Here is a 14,049-nt window from a genome sequence, read left to right as displayed (position 1 = left end):
GGGAACCGCCCTTGTCTTTCGCCTCTCCCGTCGTCACGAGAGGCCTCGCTATCTTTTCTCGGAGAATGCCATGATCGACCGTCGTCGCTTCCTGGAGGCCTCGGCGGCCGGCGCATTGTTCGGCGTCGCCGGCGCACCGCAATTCGCTTTTGCACAAGGTTCGGCCGATGCCGCCCTGGAAGCGCTGCTCCAGCGCCACGCCGAAGCCTATCTCCACCGTTCGCCCGAAGAGGCGACCAGCAACAATTATGATGTCGGCGCGAACGCGAACCTGCGCGCGCTGCTAGACGATCGCTCGCTTGCCGCCCGCGCCAGTGATCGCGCCGCCATCGCGCAGGCTCTAGCCGACCTGAAGCGGATCGACCGCGCGGCGCTCGGCCAGCGCGCCGCGCTCGATTATGATGTCGCCGCCTTCGTCTATGAAACGCTGGCCGATCTGCTCGGCCGCTATGGCTATGTCGACGGCAATCTGCGGCCCAGCCCCTATGTGGTGAGCCAGATGAACGGCGCCTATTATTGGCTGCCGGATTTCATCGGCGGCCGCCACCCGATCGACACCAAGGCCGATGCCGAAGCGTGGCTGCTGCGCGTCGCAGCGCTCGCCACCGCGCTCGACCAGGAAACTGACCGCATCCGCCACGACGCCGGGATCGGCATCATCCCGCCCACCTTCGTGATCCAGAAGACGATCGCGCAGATCAAGGGCCTGCGCGACGGCGCGCCGTTGCAATCGGCGTTGATCGCGCCTGCACTGGCAAAGATAACGGCCAAGGGCTTTGGCGACTATGGCGCCCGCGCCGAAAAGATCTTCCGGACCCGCATCGCCCCCGCCCTTTCGCGCCAGATCGCCGCGCTGGAAGCGGTTGCGCCTAAGGCCGTCGACACCGCAGGCGTATGGCGCCTGCCCGATGGCGACGCTTATTATGCGGCCTCTGTGCGATCGAACACGACCGCGGACATCGCGCCCGGCGAACTCCACAAGGTCGGCCTCGCCCAATGCCAGCAGTTGATCGCCGAGATCGACACGCTGCTGAAAGCGCAAGGGCTGAACCAGGGCAGTGTCGGTCAGCGGATCGCCGCGCTGAATGTCGATCCGCGCTTCAAGGTCTCGGACGATGATGCCGGCCGGGCGAAGCTGATCGCGCTTGCGGAAAGCTCGCTCAAGGATGTCACCAGCCGGTTGCCGCAGGCGTTCGGCAACACTTCGCTCAACCCTATCGTCGTCCGCCGCATTCCGCCGGCGATCGAGGCAGGCGCGCCCGGCGCCTTCTATTCGGAAGGCGCGCCGGGGCAGCCTGGCGTCTATTCGCTGAACCTGAAGGATCCCGGCGAGCACGCAACCTGGCGACTGCCGACGCTTACCCACCATGAGGGGATTCCCGGCCACCACTTCCAATATAGCGTTCTGGCGCACGCGCCGGAGATGCCGCTGTTCCGCAAGATGGTCCGCTTCTCGGCCTACACCGAGGGTTGGGCGCTCTACGCACAGCAGGTGGCAGATGAACTCGGCGTGTATGAGAACAACCCGTTCGGACGGATCGGCTATCTCCAGTCGGAACTGTTCCGCGCAGCGCGGATCGTGGTCGATACCGGCATCCATCATGAGCGCTGGACCAAGGACCAGGCGGTCAAGTGGATGGTCGAGAATGCGGGCGAGCAGCCCATCGCGACCGAGCGCGAAGTGACGCGCTACGCCGTCTATCCGGGCCAGGCCTGCAGCTTCAAGGTGGGCGCGAACCGCATCGTTGCCGCGCGGGAAGCCGCACGCAAGGCGATGGGCGCGGGCTTCGACGTGCGCAAGTTCCACGATCTTGTGCTGGAATCGGGACCGGTGCCGCTCGCCGTGCTGGAGAAGGCGGTCGCGGCCTGGGCGGCTACCCCGCCCCGTTGATGGCGTCGAGATTGTCCTGGAGCTTGCCGAGCAGGCCAACCAGGCGATCGAACTCGCGGGCGGAGAAACCACGGATCAGCCGGGCATAGACCGGCGCCGTGGTGGCGCGGGCCAGCGCGAGCTTCTCTTCCCCCGCGGGCGCCAGATGGACGTCGGTGACGCGGGCGTCGTCGGGATTTGGGCCGGTCTCGACGAGGCCGGCATTCCGCATCCGTTCTATGATCCGCATCATCGTCGAAAGATTGATGACCGCCGACTCGGCGATGCGGCCGACGCTGCGCGGCGCCTGTTCGCCAAGGATCATCAACACACGCCAGGTGGGGACATCGATGCCGATGGTGCGAAGCCGCGCCTCGATCAGGATGTTGTACCGACTGGCTGCGCGATTGAGCAGGTAGAACGGATATTTGTCGAGCTGAAAGGCCGGGGTGCCGGGATCGCCGAGGGTCCGGTTGTCACACAGGTTCACACTCATTCGCCCCACTCCCTTGCGAGCGCAGCAACAATATAATGGTTGCATATGCAAGTGAATATGACATTCTGATCCGCATATTTCGCGGGAGAGACAAAAATGGCCAGCCAAGGCGCCGATACCCTGACAGCTTTGACGAGCGGCATCGCATCCGGTGCGATCCGCACGGTCGACCTGACGCAGACGCTCTCGTCCGACACGCCGACGCTGGTGCTGCCGCCGGAGTTCGGCCAGTGCAGCCCGTTCGTGGTCGAGGAGATCAGCCGCTACGACGAGCGCGGCGTCGCCTGGTACTGGAACAATTTCACGGTGAGCGAGCATACCGGCACGCATTTCGATGCGCCGGTGCATTGGGTGACGGGCAAGGATCTGCCCAACAATGCGGTCGACACCGTGGCCCCCGCCGATTTCGTCGCGCCCGCAGTGGTGATCGATATCTCCGCCAAATGCGCCGCCGATCCCGATTATCTGCTGACAGTGGCCGATATCGAGGCATGGGAAGCGGACCATGGCCGCATCCCGCCGCGCCACTGGATCTTGCTGCGCACCGACTGGTCGAAGCGTTCGGTGGACGATTACACCAACCGTCGCGAGGACGGCGCGCACACGCCGGGGCCGTCGACCGAGGCGGTGCAGTTCCTGGTCGACAAGCGCGATGCGCATGGCCTGGGGGTCGAGACGATCGGCACCGATGCCGGCCAGGCGCATCTGCTCACCCCGCCCTACCCCGCCCACACATTGTTCCACGCGGCCGGCCGCTATGGCTTGCAATGCCTGGAGAACCTGGACCAGCTTCCGGCGACGGGTGCGGTGATCGTGGCCGCGCCGCTGAAGATCAAGGGCGGTTCGGGCAGTCCCTTGCGCGTGCTCGCGCTCGTCGCAGGCTGAGCCATGGCCGAGCGCTCGTTCAAGAAGGAAGTCGAGAAGCTGCGCGTCGGCGCGGGCGAGACGTTCGAGGGTGAGGGCATCCTGGCCGTCACCAAGGGCCTGCTGCAGGCAGGCGTGGCCTATGTCGGCGGCTATCAGGGTTCGCCGATCAGCCATTTGATGGACGTGTTCGCCGATGCCGATCCGCTGCTGAAGGAACTCGGCGTCCATTTCGAGACGAGCGCCAGCGAAGCGACCGCGGCAGCGATGCTGGCGGCGTCAGTGAACTACCCGTTGCGCGGCGCGGTCGCGTGGAAATCGGTGGTCGGGACCAATGTTGCGTCCGACGCGCTGTCCAACGTCGCTTCGGGCGGCGTCACCGGCGGCGCGCTGGTGATCGTCGGCGAGGATTATGGCGAAGGCTCCTCGATCATGCAGGAGCGGACCCATGCCTTCGCGATGAAATCGCAGATGTGGCTGCTCGATCCGCGGCCGAACCTGACCAGCATCGTCGATATGGTGGAACGGGGCTTCGAGCTTTCCGAGGCATCGAACACGCCCGTCATGCTGGAACTGCGCGTGCGCGCCTGCCACGTCACCGGCAAGTTCACCGCCAAGGATAACAAGCGCCCGGCGATGACGGTGGGCGACGCCGCCAACAATCCCAACCGCGATACCGACCGGATCGTGCTGCCGCCCGCCAACTTCTTGCACGAAGTGGAGAAGATCGAGAAGCGCTGGCCGGCGGCGGTGCAGTTCGTGCGCGACCGCAAACTCAACGAGCGTTTCGGCCCCGCAGCGGGCGACGTCGGCATCATCGTGCAGGGCGGGCTGTTCAACACGCTCAACCGCGCGCTCGAACTGGTCGGTCTGTCCGACGCCGAAGGCAATGCGCAGGTTCCGATCTATTGCCTGAACGTCACCTATCCGCTGATCCCCGAGGAAGTGACCGCCTTCTGTCGCGGCAAATCCGCGGTGCTGATCGTCGAGGAAGGCCAGCCCGAGTTCATCGAGCATGAGCTGAACACGATGCTGCGCAAGGCTGACCTGCAGACGCGGATCATCGGCAAGGACGTGCTGCCGCGCGCGGGCGAATATTCGGGCGCGGTGCTGCGCGACGGCGTGGCGAAGTTCCTGCGCCAATGGGCGCCGGAGATCGCGCCAGCCGAGGACGCACTGCCCGCACCCAATGTGGGGCCGAAGGATATTCCGCAGCGGCCCGCGGGTTTCTGCACCGGCTGCCCGGAACGGCCGATCTTCACCGCGATGAAGCTGGTGGAGCGCGAGTTGGGGCCGAGCCACGTGTCGGCCGACATTGGCTGCCACCTGTTTTCGATCCTGCCGCCGTTCAACATCGGCAACACGACGATGGGCTATGGGCTGGGGCCGGCGGGCGCATCCGCCTTCCGCCCCGACGGCAAGCGCGCGATCGCGATCATGGGCGACGGCGGTTTCTGGCATAACGGGCTGACTTCCGGCATCGGCAATGCCGTCTTCAACAAGGACGACACCGTCACGCTGATCGTCGACAATGGCTATTCGGCGGCCACGGGCGGGCAGGACATCTTGTCATCCCGCGCGACCAATCCGGTGCGCACCACCAACCACCCGATCGAACGCGCGGTGCGTGGCGTCGGCGCGGACTGGGTGCGGACGATCGACCGCACGTATGACATCAAACGGATGCGCGACACGCTGAAGGAAGCGCTGACGACCGAGACCAAGGGCCCGAAGGTCATCGTCGCTTCGTCCGAGTGCATGTTGAACCGCCAGCGGCGCGAGAAGCCGATCAAGGCCAAGGCGATGAAGGAGGGCAAGCGCGTGGTGCGCGAGCGTTTCGGCGTCGACCCCGATACCTGCACCGGCGACCATAGCTGCATCCGCATTTCCGGCTGCCCATCGCTGACGATCAAGCCCAATCCCGATCCGCTACGCCGCGACCCGGTGGCGCATGTCGACAATAGCTGTGTCGGTTGCGGGCTGTGCGGCGAGGCAAGCCATGCCGCCGTGCTGTGCCCCAGCTTCTACCGCGCGAGCATCGTGACGAACCCGAGCGGGTGGGACCGGTTCAAGCAGAAGGTGAGCGGGGCTGTGATCGGGTGGATGCAGCGGCGGTTCGATGCGGCGCGCGCGGCGAGGGCGTTTTGATGAGCAGCGCCTACGCCACCCACCACCGTCACCCTGAACTTGTTTCAGGGTCCACCTTTCCACTCGCACCGAAATCGCCTGTGGCGCGGTGGACCCTGAAACAAGTTCAGGGTGACGAGGGAAATATTGGAAAGGTGATCGCACAATGACCCGGCAGCGTATCACCCTCGCCATCCTCGCGCTGGGCGGACAGGGCGGCGGCGTGCTCGCCGACTGGATCCTCGACCTTGCCAAGCATCAGGGTTGGCGCGGTCAGGGCACGTCGGTTCCCGGCGTCGCGCAGCGGACCGGATCGACCGTCTATTATGTCGAGATGCTGCCCGAAAGCGTGGCGGCCGATCCGGTGCTAGCACTGATGCCGGTGCCGGGTGACGTCGACGTGGTCATCGCATCCGAACTGATGGAAGCAGGCCGCGCGATCCTGCGCGGCTTCGTGACCAAGGATCGCACGACCCTGATCGGATCGACCCACCGGATCTTCGCGGTTTCCGAGAAATCGGCGATGGGTGACGGCCGCGCATCGAGCGAGCGGATCGCCGCGGCGTGCGAAGAGCGCGCCCGGCGCTTCATCGGCTTCGACATGGACGCCGTTACTGAAGCATCGGGCAGCGTCATCAGCTCGATCATGTTCGGCGCGCTGGCGGGGAGCGGCACATTGCCCTTCCCCCGCGAAGCATTTGAGGATGCGATCCGCGCGAGCGGAATCGCCGTCGATTCCAATCTGCGCGGGTTCGAAGCGGGTTATCAGGCGGCAGGCGCCGGCAAGATCGTGCTGCCGCCGGTGGCGACAAGCGACGTGCCCGTGCCGACCACCGAGGCCGGCCGTGCGCTTGCCCATCGCGTCGGCACGCTGCCGATCGCGGCCCATGCCAATGCGCTGCACGGTGTCGCCCGGCTGACCGACTATCAGGATGCGGCCTATGCCCATCTTTATCTCGACCGGCTGGAACCGATCGCCGCCTTTGGCGACGCCGAACTGACCGCCGAGACCGCGCGGCATCTCGCGCTCTGGATGAGCTATGAGGATACGGTGCGCGTCGCCGACCTCAAGATCCGCGCCAGCCGCATCGACCGTGTGCGCAAGGAAGTGCGGGCGAAGGACGATCAGATACTGGGCGTGACCGAATTCATGCATCCGCGCCTGCGCGAGGTGTGCGAGACGCTGCCCGCGGGCATCGGCCGTTTCGTGTTGAACAGCCCCGGCCTGTCGAAGCTGCTGGAGCCCTTCTTCCGCGCAGGCCGCCATGTCGAGACGACCAGCCTGCGCTGGTTTCTGATGCTGCGGCTGCTGGCGGGGATGCGGCGCTTCCGCCGATCCTCGCTGCGTTTCCATGAGGAACAGGAACGCATTGAAGGCTGGCTGGCGGCGATCCGCCAGGTGGCCGCGCGGGATACTGTGCTTGCGACCGAGGTGGCGCGGGCGCAGGGGTTGGTGAAGGGTTATGGCGACACGTTCGAGCGTGGCTTGGCCAATTTCGCGACGGTGATGGCGGCCGTGGATACTGTGGATGCAGCCGGCTTGGCACGGCTGCGCGCGGCCGCGCTTGCCGACGACAAGGGACAAAAGCTGGCCGAAGAGCTGGCGGCATCGGGTACGCAAAGGGCAATTGCATGAGTAACCAAGAACCGGCGGCGGCGCGCAGCTTTGCGCATCGCTGGCTGCTGCTGATCCCCTTCCTTTGGCAGGTCGGCATGGTGCCCTTCGTCAACGATGTGGCGTGGCGGCCGCTCTCGCTCCCCTTCCCGATGGTGTGGCAGATGGTGGGGATCGTCATCACCTCGATCCTCATCGCGATCGTCTTCAAGATCGACCAGGCCCAGGAAGGGCCTGAGCCAGAGGACGTGGCCGCACGCCCCAGCGGCGGCGACCTGCATTGATCCTCGCCCTCACTCTCGCGATCGTGCTCGGCACGATGGCCGGCGCCATGCTCTATGGCCAGCGCCAGGCGCGCGCCAAGACGATGGCCGAATGGGCGGTCGGCGGCCGCAAGTTCGGTGTGCTGATCTTCTGGTTTTTGAACGCCGGCGAGATCTACACGACCTTCGCGGTGCTCGGCATCTCGGGCTATGCCTGGGCCTATGGCGCGCCGGCCTATCTGGCTTTCTGTTCCGTCTCGCTGTCGGCAACACTCGGCTATTGGCTGATGCCGCGCATCTGGGAGGCGGGGCGGAAATATGACCTTGTCACCCAGGCCGATTTCTTCGCGACGCATTACAAGGCGACTTGGCTGGGCGTGGTCGTCGGCGTGTCGGGCATCTGCGCGCTGGTCGTCTATGTGCAGATCCAGATTGTCGCGCTCAGCATGATCGTGCGGCTGACGCTGGGGCCGGAGGTGGCGCCGCTGACCGCCGCCTTGATCGCGGCCGGCGTGATGTTGGCCTTCGTCTATGTCGCCGGCTTGCGCTCCGCAGCCTTCGCGGCGGGGGTGAAGGACGTGCTGATGGTCGTCATCATGATCGGCCTGTGCGCGACCGTCGCCTCCAAGGTCGGCGCAGGTTCGATGCTCGACGTCTACCGGCTGGCGCAGGACACGCATCCCGGCATTGGCAGCTTCCCTGGCCTGCAGCCGGAAGCGGGGCTATCGACGACCTGGCTGATGACGGCGGCGCTCAACGTGGCGCTGGGCAACTGGATCTTGCCGCATATGTTCCAGCTCTGCTTTTCTGCCGGGAGCAAAGCGACGATCCGCCGCAACGCGATCTGGCAGCCGCTTTATTCGCTGTCCTATTTCTTCATCATCCTGATGGGCTTCGGCGCGCTGCTCGCCGGCACGCAACCTGCGGGCGGCGACACCAATGCGGTGCTGCTGCAATTCGTGTCGGACAGCTATCCGGCCTGGGCGGTCGGGCTGTTTGCGGGCACCGCCTGCTTGCTGGCGCTGGTGCCGGGATCGGTGCTGCTGCTGACCTCGGGCTCGATCTTCAGCCGCAATGTCGTGCTGCCGTTCAAGCCGGACCTGACTGAGCGGCAGACCTTGCTCATCTCGCGCCTGTCGATGGTGGCATTTGCGGGTGTGGCGGTGTGGCTGACCTTGGGCGGATCGAAGTCGCTCGTCGAGATCGGCCTGTCCGCTTATGCCGCGGTCGGCATGCTGGCGCCGGGCGTGTTCCTGGCCTTCACATGGCCGCGCGCGCATGCCGCGGGTGTGTTCGCGGGGATCGTTGCAGGCTATTGCGCGCTGCTGCTGCCGCAGGCGCAGGAGCTGTGGAACCTGATCCTGCCGCAATGGGACCATGGCCTGATCGCCATGGCCGTGGATGGCGCGGTGGCGGTGGTCGCCTGCCTCGCGATCCCGGCGCGGCGGGCAGCGACACCCGCCATCGCCTGAGCTGTCAGGCCGCGACCACCCGGTCTGCCTCCGTCCACGTCTTGAGCTTGGCTTCGAGGATGCCGAGCAGCCGCGCCGGTGCGCCGTCGAGCTGACGGCCGAGGCGGTGGATCAGGCTGACGGTGCTGTGCTCCAGTTCGGCTTCGAGCAGCGGCCGGGCGACCAAGCTGCCCTCCTCGATCTCGGTCAGCGCGGAGATGCGCGGCAGCACCGTCACCGCACGGCCGGCCTTGGCGGTATCGCGCATCATCGCCAGCGAGGTGGTGACGAGCCGCGGTTCCAGCCAGGTCTGCGCACGCTTTTCCGCATCGTTCAGGATGGTGCGGATGCGGAAGCCCTTGGGCGGCAGGCAGAGATCGAAGCGAGCGAGATCCGCCAGCGTAAGCGAGGATAGCCCCGCCGCCGGGTGCCGCGGCGCGCACACCACCATCAGCGGCTGCGAGACCGCGGTGCGCGTGCGGATCTTGGGTTCGCTGGTGGTGTTGAGGATCATGCCGATATGGGCTTCGTCGTCGAGCACCATGCGCACCAGATCGGTCGTAGTGCCGCTGGTGACGGTGACGGCGATGCCGGGGTTGCGGCGCTGGAAGCCGTCGATGATCGCGGTGAAGGCGGCGCCAAGGAAACCTTCGCCGACGGCGAGGTCGATGCGGCCGGTCTTCACCTCGCGCAATTCCTGAAGCTGATTCATCAGCGCCTCGCGATCGGCGAGCTGATTGCGGTGATATTCGAAGGCCAGCCGCCCCGCATCCGTCAGCCGGATCGAGCGGCGACCGCGTTCGATCAGCGCGATTCCCATGTCCGCTTCGAGCTGGGCGATCTGACGACTGATCGACGATACCGCCACGCCGATCTTGTCGCTGGCGAGACGCATTGATCCGAGACTCGCGGCCTCGTAGAAATAATTCAAAGCGTTATCCCACATGGGTACGTGCTCCCCGATATTGTGAACAGACGGCCTTTCTGGCTCTATGTGACCATGCTGCGTCATCTTTGCAGCAAGCGCAATGATATTCGCCCTTTGTTGCTCTTGCCGCGAATGACGTAACATCGCAACACAGGCTGACCGGCGGGTGGGACTGCACGCCGGACACGCTTTCCAGGGGGTGTTTGCGTTTTGACGACCAAGCGATCCCGCGTCGATTGGCGCGGCTATATTCCTGCCATCACGACGCCGTTCGACGCCGCGCACAACCTTGATCTCCAGGGTCTCGGCCGCTTGCTCGAATGGCTGCACGGCGAAGGCATGCACGGGCTGGTGATTGCCGGCACGACCGGCGAATGGCCGAGCCTTTGCAGTGCCGAACGCAAGCAGCTTTTTCAGGCCGTTGGTGCGCAGCTTGGAGGCAAGTTGCCGCTGCTGGCGGGATGCACGGCGTTCACCGCGCGCGAAGTGCTGGAATTTGCCGAGGTCGCGGCGGAAAACAGGTTCGACGGCATTCTCGTCACCCCCCCACCCTATTTCCGCCCGAACGCCGATGAGATCGTCGGCTTCTACGAGGATATCTCCAGGGGATCGCGCCTGCCGATCTGCGTCTATAACTGGCCGCCGGGCACGGGTATCGACCTGCCGCTCGAGGTGTTGAAGCGGATCGCCGACATCGAGAATGTCGTCGCGATCAAGCAATCAACCGGCGACCTGCGCCGCTTCGTCAACACCTTCTTCGCGCTCAATGAACAGGTGCGCGTGTTCGGCCATTCGATGGACGAGCATGGTCTGGCTCTGCTGGAAGCGCGTGGCGGCGACGGCACAATGGGCGCGGGCGCGGTGCTCGGCCGCACGCATCCCGACTTCTACAACCATCTCTGGGCGGGCGATGTGGATGCCGCACGCGCCTGCGGTGCCAGGGATCGCGTGATCCTGGACGAATGGTACACCCAGGATCTGGTCGGCCGCTTCGGCTCCGGCCCCGCCATCCTGAAGGCGGCGCTGAATGCGCAAGGGCTGCCCGGCGGGCATGTCCGCCGGCCGCTGCATGATGTGTCCGCGGAAGACAGCGCGCGCATCCGGAAAACGCTGGTTTCGCTCGGGCGGATCTGATCCGCGGTTGACTTTACCCCGGCGCTTCCCGTTCGTGTCGAGCGTAGTCGAGACACGCAGCTTAACGCCTGCGGTACGTCCCTCGACTTCGCTCGGGACGAACGGATAGGGGGAATTGGTGACGGTAGCGAAGGCGGACGTGCTGGTGATCGGCGGTGGCCTGATCGGCTGTGCCACCGCCTGGCGCCTTGCCCGCACCGGCGTTCGCGTCACCTTGCTGGAGGCCGGCGACATCAACGCCGGCTCCTCCGGCCAGAATGCCGGATCGCTGCATTTCCAGATCGAGCGCCGTTTCATCGAGAATGGCGAGGCGCTGGCCGATCAGGCCGCGCGGATCGTGGCGCTCAACCGGCTGGCGATCGAGGACTGGCGCGGGCTGGAGGCCGAGCTTGGCGCCGACCTGCACGTCACCATGGCGGGCGGACTGATGGTCGCCGAGACGCCCGAGCAGGTGGCGATGCTCGAATCCAAGGCGCGGCGCGAAAGCGCCGAGGGGCTGGCGAGCCGGCTGGTCGACGGAGACGAAGCGAGAAGCATCGCCCCCTATCTCGCCCCCCATATCCTTGCCGCCTGCCATCTGCCCGATGAAGGCCACGCCGATCCGCGCGCGGTGACACCGGCCTTCGCCGCGGCGGCGCGGGCCGCGGGCACCGACATCTACACGGGCGCAGCCGTGCGGACGATCGCGTGTGAGGCGGGTGGTTTCCGGGTGCGGACGGTCGATGCGGAGTTCCGGGCAGACAAATTGCTGATCGCGGCGGGCGCATGGATCGCGCGCATCGCCGCGCTCGCCAACCTGCACATGCCGCTCTACCCGGTGGCGCTGCTGATGAACGCGACCGAGCGAACGTCGGCCGCCCTGCCACAGCTCATTCAGCATGTCGGACGACGGCTTTCGATGAAGCAGACGCATGCCGGCAACATATTGATCGGCGGCGGCTGGCCTTCGCGGCTGGCACAGAAGCGGGACGGCGGGTTCGATCTTTCGGCGAAGGCGAGGATGATCGAGACGTCGCTGGCAGGCAATCTGCGCGCCGCGATCGACACGGTGCCAATGGTGGAACGGCTCAACCTGATCCGAAGCTGGACCGGCGTGACCGCGATCAGCGCCGACCAGTTGCCGATCGTCGGTGAGGTGCCGCGCACGCCCGGCCTGTTCGTCGCCGGTGGCGGATCGGCCTTCACGCTGGGACCGACCTTCGCCCGGCTGCTGGCTCGCGCGATTGCGGGCGAGCGGGTGGCGGAACTCGACCTGCTCTCGCCGGCGCGGTTCGAGCATCTCAACAGTTTCATGGGGTGATGGGGATGGAGAACAACATCTCTCGTCACCCTGAACTTGTTTCAGGGTCCACCGTGCGACAGGCGGTGCCGGCGCATGTGGAACAGTGGATCCCCGCCTTCGCGGGGATGACGGATTTGGCAGGGGCGCCGGATGCGGGTTGAGGCCAACGTCGAACGCGGCACCGCCGTCACCATCATCGTCGACGGCGCGGCGGTGCCGGCCTTTGCTGGCGAGACGGTGGCAACCGCGATGCTGGCGTCGGAGCGGCTGGACTTCCGCGCCGACACCGCCGGCCAGCCGCGCGGGCTTTATTGTAACATGGGGACGTGCAGCGAATGCCTCGTCACGCTGGTCGCGAGCGGGCGGCGCGTGCGGGCGTGCCTAACGGAAGTGCAGGATGGGCTGGAGGTCGCGACCCGTGGCTGACGCCTTCGACCTCGTCATTATCGGTGGTGGACCGGCGGGCCAAGCGGCGGCGCTGGCGCTCGACGGGCATGGCCTATCGATTGCCGTGGTCGACGAACAGCTCCGGCCGGGAGGGCAGATATTGCGCCAGCCGCCAGCCACCTTCCGCGTGGCGAACTGGCTGCCGGGGAAGACCTATGACCCGTTGAAGGCGCAGCTCGCCCGGTTCGCGGCGCTGGACAGTGTCGAGTGGCTGGGCGGCCATAGCGCTATCGGATTGCTGCGCGACGGCGAGGGCTTCGCGGTGCAGGCCAGTGGGCCGGAGGGCGCGCGGCGATTGGCGACACGGCGCGTGCTGGTGGCGGCGGGATGCCAGGATCTGGCTGTACCCCTGCCGGGCTGGACCCTGCCCGGCGTATATGCGGCGGGCGGCATCCAGGCTTTCGTGAAGAGCCAGCAGATAGTGCCGGGCGAACGGGTGGTGTTGGCGGGGACCCATCCGCTCATGCTGATGATCGCGGCACAGATCGTCGCGGCGGGCGGCACCGTCGCGAGCGTGCTATTCGCGCAGGACATGGGGACGATGGTCCGGAGCGTGCTGGCGCGAACCGGCGCGGCCCTGGGCTATGCCACGGACCTGATGGCGGCCGCCGGCGCGATGATGGCGCTACGACGGGCGGGCGTGCCGGTGCGCTTCGGCGTGGGGCTGGAAGCGGTGCTGGGCGATACGCGGGTGACGGCCGTGCGGACCAGCGCAGGCGAGATCGCCTGCGATGCCGTGGGGCTGTGTTACGGCTTCGTACCGCAATCGGCGTTGCCGCGGATGGCGGGCGCCAGGGTGCGGCCTGCCGGACCTGCGGGCGGCTGGGCGGTACTTGCCGACGAATGGATGGAATCCTCGATCCCCGGTCTGTTCGTCGCCGGCGAGACGACCGGCGTGGCCGGCGCGCCGGCGGCAATGGCGGCGGGCGAACTGGCCGGGATCGGCATTGCACGCAAGATGGGCCTGATCGACGCAACCACCGCATCGCGTAGCGCCGGAACACCCCGTCGCGCCCATGCCGACCGGCTGGAGTTCGCGGCCTTGCTCGATGCCGTGGCCGATCCGACCGGCCACCTCCCCCGCCCTGCCCCGGACACGATCGCCTGCCGCTGCGAAGATGTGACCTTCGCCGCGATCGACGCGGAGATCGCGGGCGGCGGATCGGCCAATGCCGTCAAGCTGGTCACGCGCTGCGGCATGGGGCCGTGCCAAGGGCGCAATTGCGAGCCAACATTGCTCCGCCGCATCGGCCGCGCCGACGACCCCGGCTTCACCCAGCGATTCCCGGCCCGCCCCGTGACGATCGGCGATCTGGCGGGACCGGCCTGACGTTGCAGACGTTCCTCCCCTCCCTGGAAGGGAGGGGATCAAGGGGTGGGTTGGCGAGCGTCAGCGAGCCTTTATCATGTGACGCGTAAAGCTACGCCGGCGGGCATCGAGCCCGTCGGCTTCGCGACCCACCCCCAACCCCTCCCTTCCAGGGAGGGGAGGAAGAAGGATGAGCCAGCGTTGCGCGCGCAGCAACGATCTTTGCCCATCCGTTGCGTTGCGGCCTGCCGCACCGCCCGACA

12 protein-coding genes are annotated in these 14,049 nt (G+C 66.5%); 10 read left to right on the top strand and 2 right to left on the bottom strand.

Annotation, left to right across the window (positions count from 1 at the left end):
* The first annotated feature begins 70 nt into the window (after positions 1 to 70).
* Positions 71 to 1,891 carry a DUF885 domain-containing protein gene (locus tag ACFB49_RS23190; RefSeq protein WP_380874160.1) on the top strand — a complete coding sequence of 607 codons (1,821 nt, stop codon included), beginning with the start codon at positions 71 to 73 and terminating at the stop codon, positions 1,889 to 1,891.
* On the opposite strand, the gene ACFB49_RS23185 is transcribed toward ACFB49_RS23190, so the two are convergent.
* Entirely contained in the window at positions 1,875 to 2,366 is a 492-nt protein-coding gene (locus ACFB49_RS23185) for a MarR family winged helix-turn-helix transcriptional regulator (RefSeq protein ID WP_380874158.1), read from the bottom strand. The two genes, ACFB49_RS23190 and ACFB49_RS23185, sit on opposite strands and share 17 nt — an antisense overlap.
* 96 nt (positions 2,367 to 2,462) lie before the next feature.
* Between ACFB49_RS23185 and ACFB49_RS23180 the strand changes: the two genes are divergently transcribed.
* The 5 genes from ACFB49_RS23180 to ACFB49_RS23160 all read left to right on the top strand — a co-directional run bounded on the left by ACFB49_RS23180 (position 2,463) and on the right by ACFB49_RS23160 (position 8,707).
* The gene (locus ACFB49_RS23180) at positions 2,463 to 3,251 is read left to right on the top strand and encodes a cyclase family protein (protein WP_380874156.1); all 789 of its coding nucleotides are present in this window, start codon (positions 2,463 to 2,465) and stop codon (positions 3,249 to 3,251) included.
* A gap of 3 nt (positions 3,252 to 3,254) precedes the next feature.
* Positions 3,255 to 5,378: a thiamine pyrophosphate-dependent enzyme gene (locus tag ACFB49_RS23175; protein WP_380874154.1), complete on the top strand. Its 2,124-nt coding sequence runs from the start codon at positions 3,255 to 3,257 to the stop codon at positions 5,376 to 5,378.
* A 145-nt stretch (positions 5,379 to 5,523) separates the two neighbouring features.
* Positions 5,524 to 6,993: an indolepyruvate oxidoreductase subunit beta family protein gene (locus ACFB49_RS23170; RefSeq protein ID WP_380874152.1), complete on the top strand. Its 1,470-nt coding sequence runs from the start codon at positions 5,524 to 5,526 to the stop codon at positions 6,991 to 6,993.
* The gene (locus tag ACFB49_RS23165; protein WP_380874150.1) at positions 6,990 to 7,256 is read left to right on the top strand and encodes a DUF3311 domain-containing protein; all 267 of its coding nucleotides are present in this window, start codon (positions 6,990 to 6,992) and stop codon (positions 7,254 to 7,256) included. The genes ACFB49_RS23170 and ACFB49_RS23165 overlap by 4 nt, the downstream gene beginning before the upstream one ends.
* On the top strand, positions 7,253 to 8,707 hold the full coding sequence (locus ACFB49_RS23160) for a sodium:solute symporter (RefSeq protein ID WP_380874148.1): 1,455 nt from the start codon (positions 7,253 to 7,255) through the stop codon (positions 8,705 to 8,707). Before ACFB49_RS23165 ends, ACFB49_RS23160 begins: the two co-directional genes overlap by 4 nt.
* Positions 8,708 to 8,711: 4 nt before the next feature.
* On the opposite strand, the gene ACFB49_RS23155 is transcribed toward ACFB49_RS23160, so the two are convergent.
* On the bottom strand, positions 8,712 to 9,632 hold the full coding sequence (locus ACFB49_RS23155) for a LysR family transcriptional regulator (RefSeq protein WP_380874146.1): 921 nt from the start codon (positions 9,630 to 9,632) through the stop codon (positions 8,712 to 8,714).
* A gap of 192 nt (positions 9,633 to 9,824) precedes the next feature.
* On the opposite strand from ACFB49_RS23155, the gene ACFB49_RS23150 reads away from it, so the two are divergent.
* The 4 genes from ACFB49_RS23150 (at position 9,825) to ACFB49_RS23135 (ending at position 13,807) form a co-directional block, all read left to right on the top strand.
* On the top strand, positions 9,825 to 10,748 hold the full coding sequence (locus ACFB49_RS23150; protein ID WP_380874145.1) for a dihydrodipicolinate synthase family protein: 924 nt from the start codon (positions 9,825 to 9,827) through the stop codon (positions 10,746 to 10,748).
* A gap of 118 nt (positions 10,749 to 10,866) precedes the next feature.
* A complete protein-coding gene (locus tag ACFB49_RS23145; RefSeq protein ID WP_380874143.1) occupies positions 10,867 to 12,048 on the top strand; it encodes an NAD(P)/FAD-dependent oxidoreductase in 1,182 nt (393 codons plus the stop codon).
* A 132-nt stretch (positions 12,049 to 12,180) separates the two neighbouring features.
* Complete coding sequence (locus ACFB49_RS23140) at positions 12,181 to 12,456, top strand: (2Fe-2S)-binding protein (protein WP_380874141.1); 276 nt, start codon at positions 12,181 to 12,183, stop codon at positions 12,454 to 12,456.
* On the top strand, positions 12,449 to 13,807 hold the full coding sequence (locus tag ACFB49_RS23135; protein WP_380874140.1) for an NAD(P)/FAD-dependent oxidoreductase: 1,359 nt from the start codon (positions 12,449 to 12,451) through the stop codon (positions 13,805 to 13,807). The genes ACFB49_RS23140 and ACFB49_RS23135 overlap by 8 nt, the downstream gene beginning before the upstream one ends.
* Positions 13,808 to 14,049: the final 242 nt, after the last annotated feature.

It is taken from the genome of Sphingomonas sp. DBB INV C78, assembly GCF_042693015.1.
Classification (GTDB): Bacteria; Pseudomonadota; Alphaproteobacteria; order Sphingomonadales; family Sphingomonadaceae; genus Sphingomonas_E.
The sequence above is the reverse complement of the archived record's forward strand: the minus strand, read 5'-3'. Positions and strand labels throughout refer to the sequence as shown.

Coding starts and splice junctions, on each gene's coding strand:
- ACFB49_RS23190 (WP_380874160.1), top strand. CDS start 71: ATGATCGACCGTCGTCGCTTCCTGGAGGCCTCGGCGGCCGGCGCATTG.
- ACFB49_RS23185 (WP_380874158.1), bottom strand. CDS start 2,366: ATGAGTGTGAACCTGTGTGACAACCGGACCCTCGGCGATCCCGGCACC.
- ACFB49_RS23180 (WP_380874156.1), top strand. CDS start 2,463: ATGGCCAGCCAAGGCGCCGATACCCTGACAGCTTTGACGAGCGGCATC.
- ACFB49_RS23175 (WP_380874154.1), top strand. CDS start 3,255: ATGGCCGAGCGCTCGTTCAAGAAGGAAGTCGAGAAGCTGCGCGTCGGC.
- ACFB49_RS23170 (WP_380874152.1), top strand. CDS start 5,524: ATGACCCGGCAGCGTATCACCCTCGCCATCCTCGCGCTGGGCGGACAG.
- ACFB49_RS23165 (WP_380874150.1), top strand. CDS start 6,990: ATGAGTAACCAAGAACCGGCGGCGGCGCGCAGCTTTGCGCATCGCTGG.
- ACFB49_RS23155 (WP_380874146.1), bottom strand. CDS start 9,632: ATGTGGGATAACGCTTTGAATTATTTCTACGAGGCCGCGAGTCTCGGA.
- ACFB49_RS23140 (WP_380874141.1), top strand. CDS start 12,181: ATGCGGGTTGAGGCCAACGTCGAACGCGGCACCGCCGTCACCATCATC.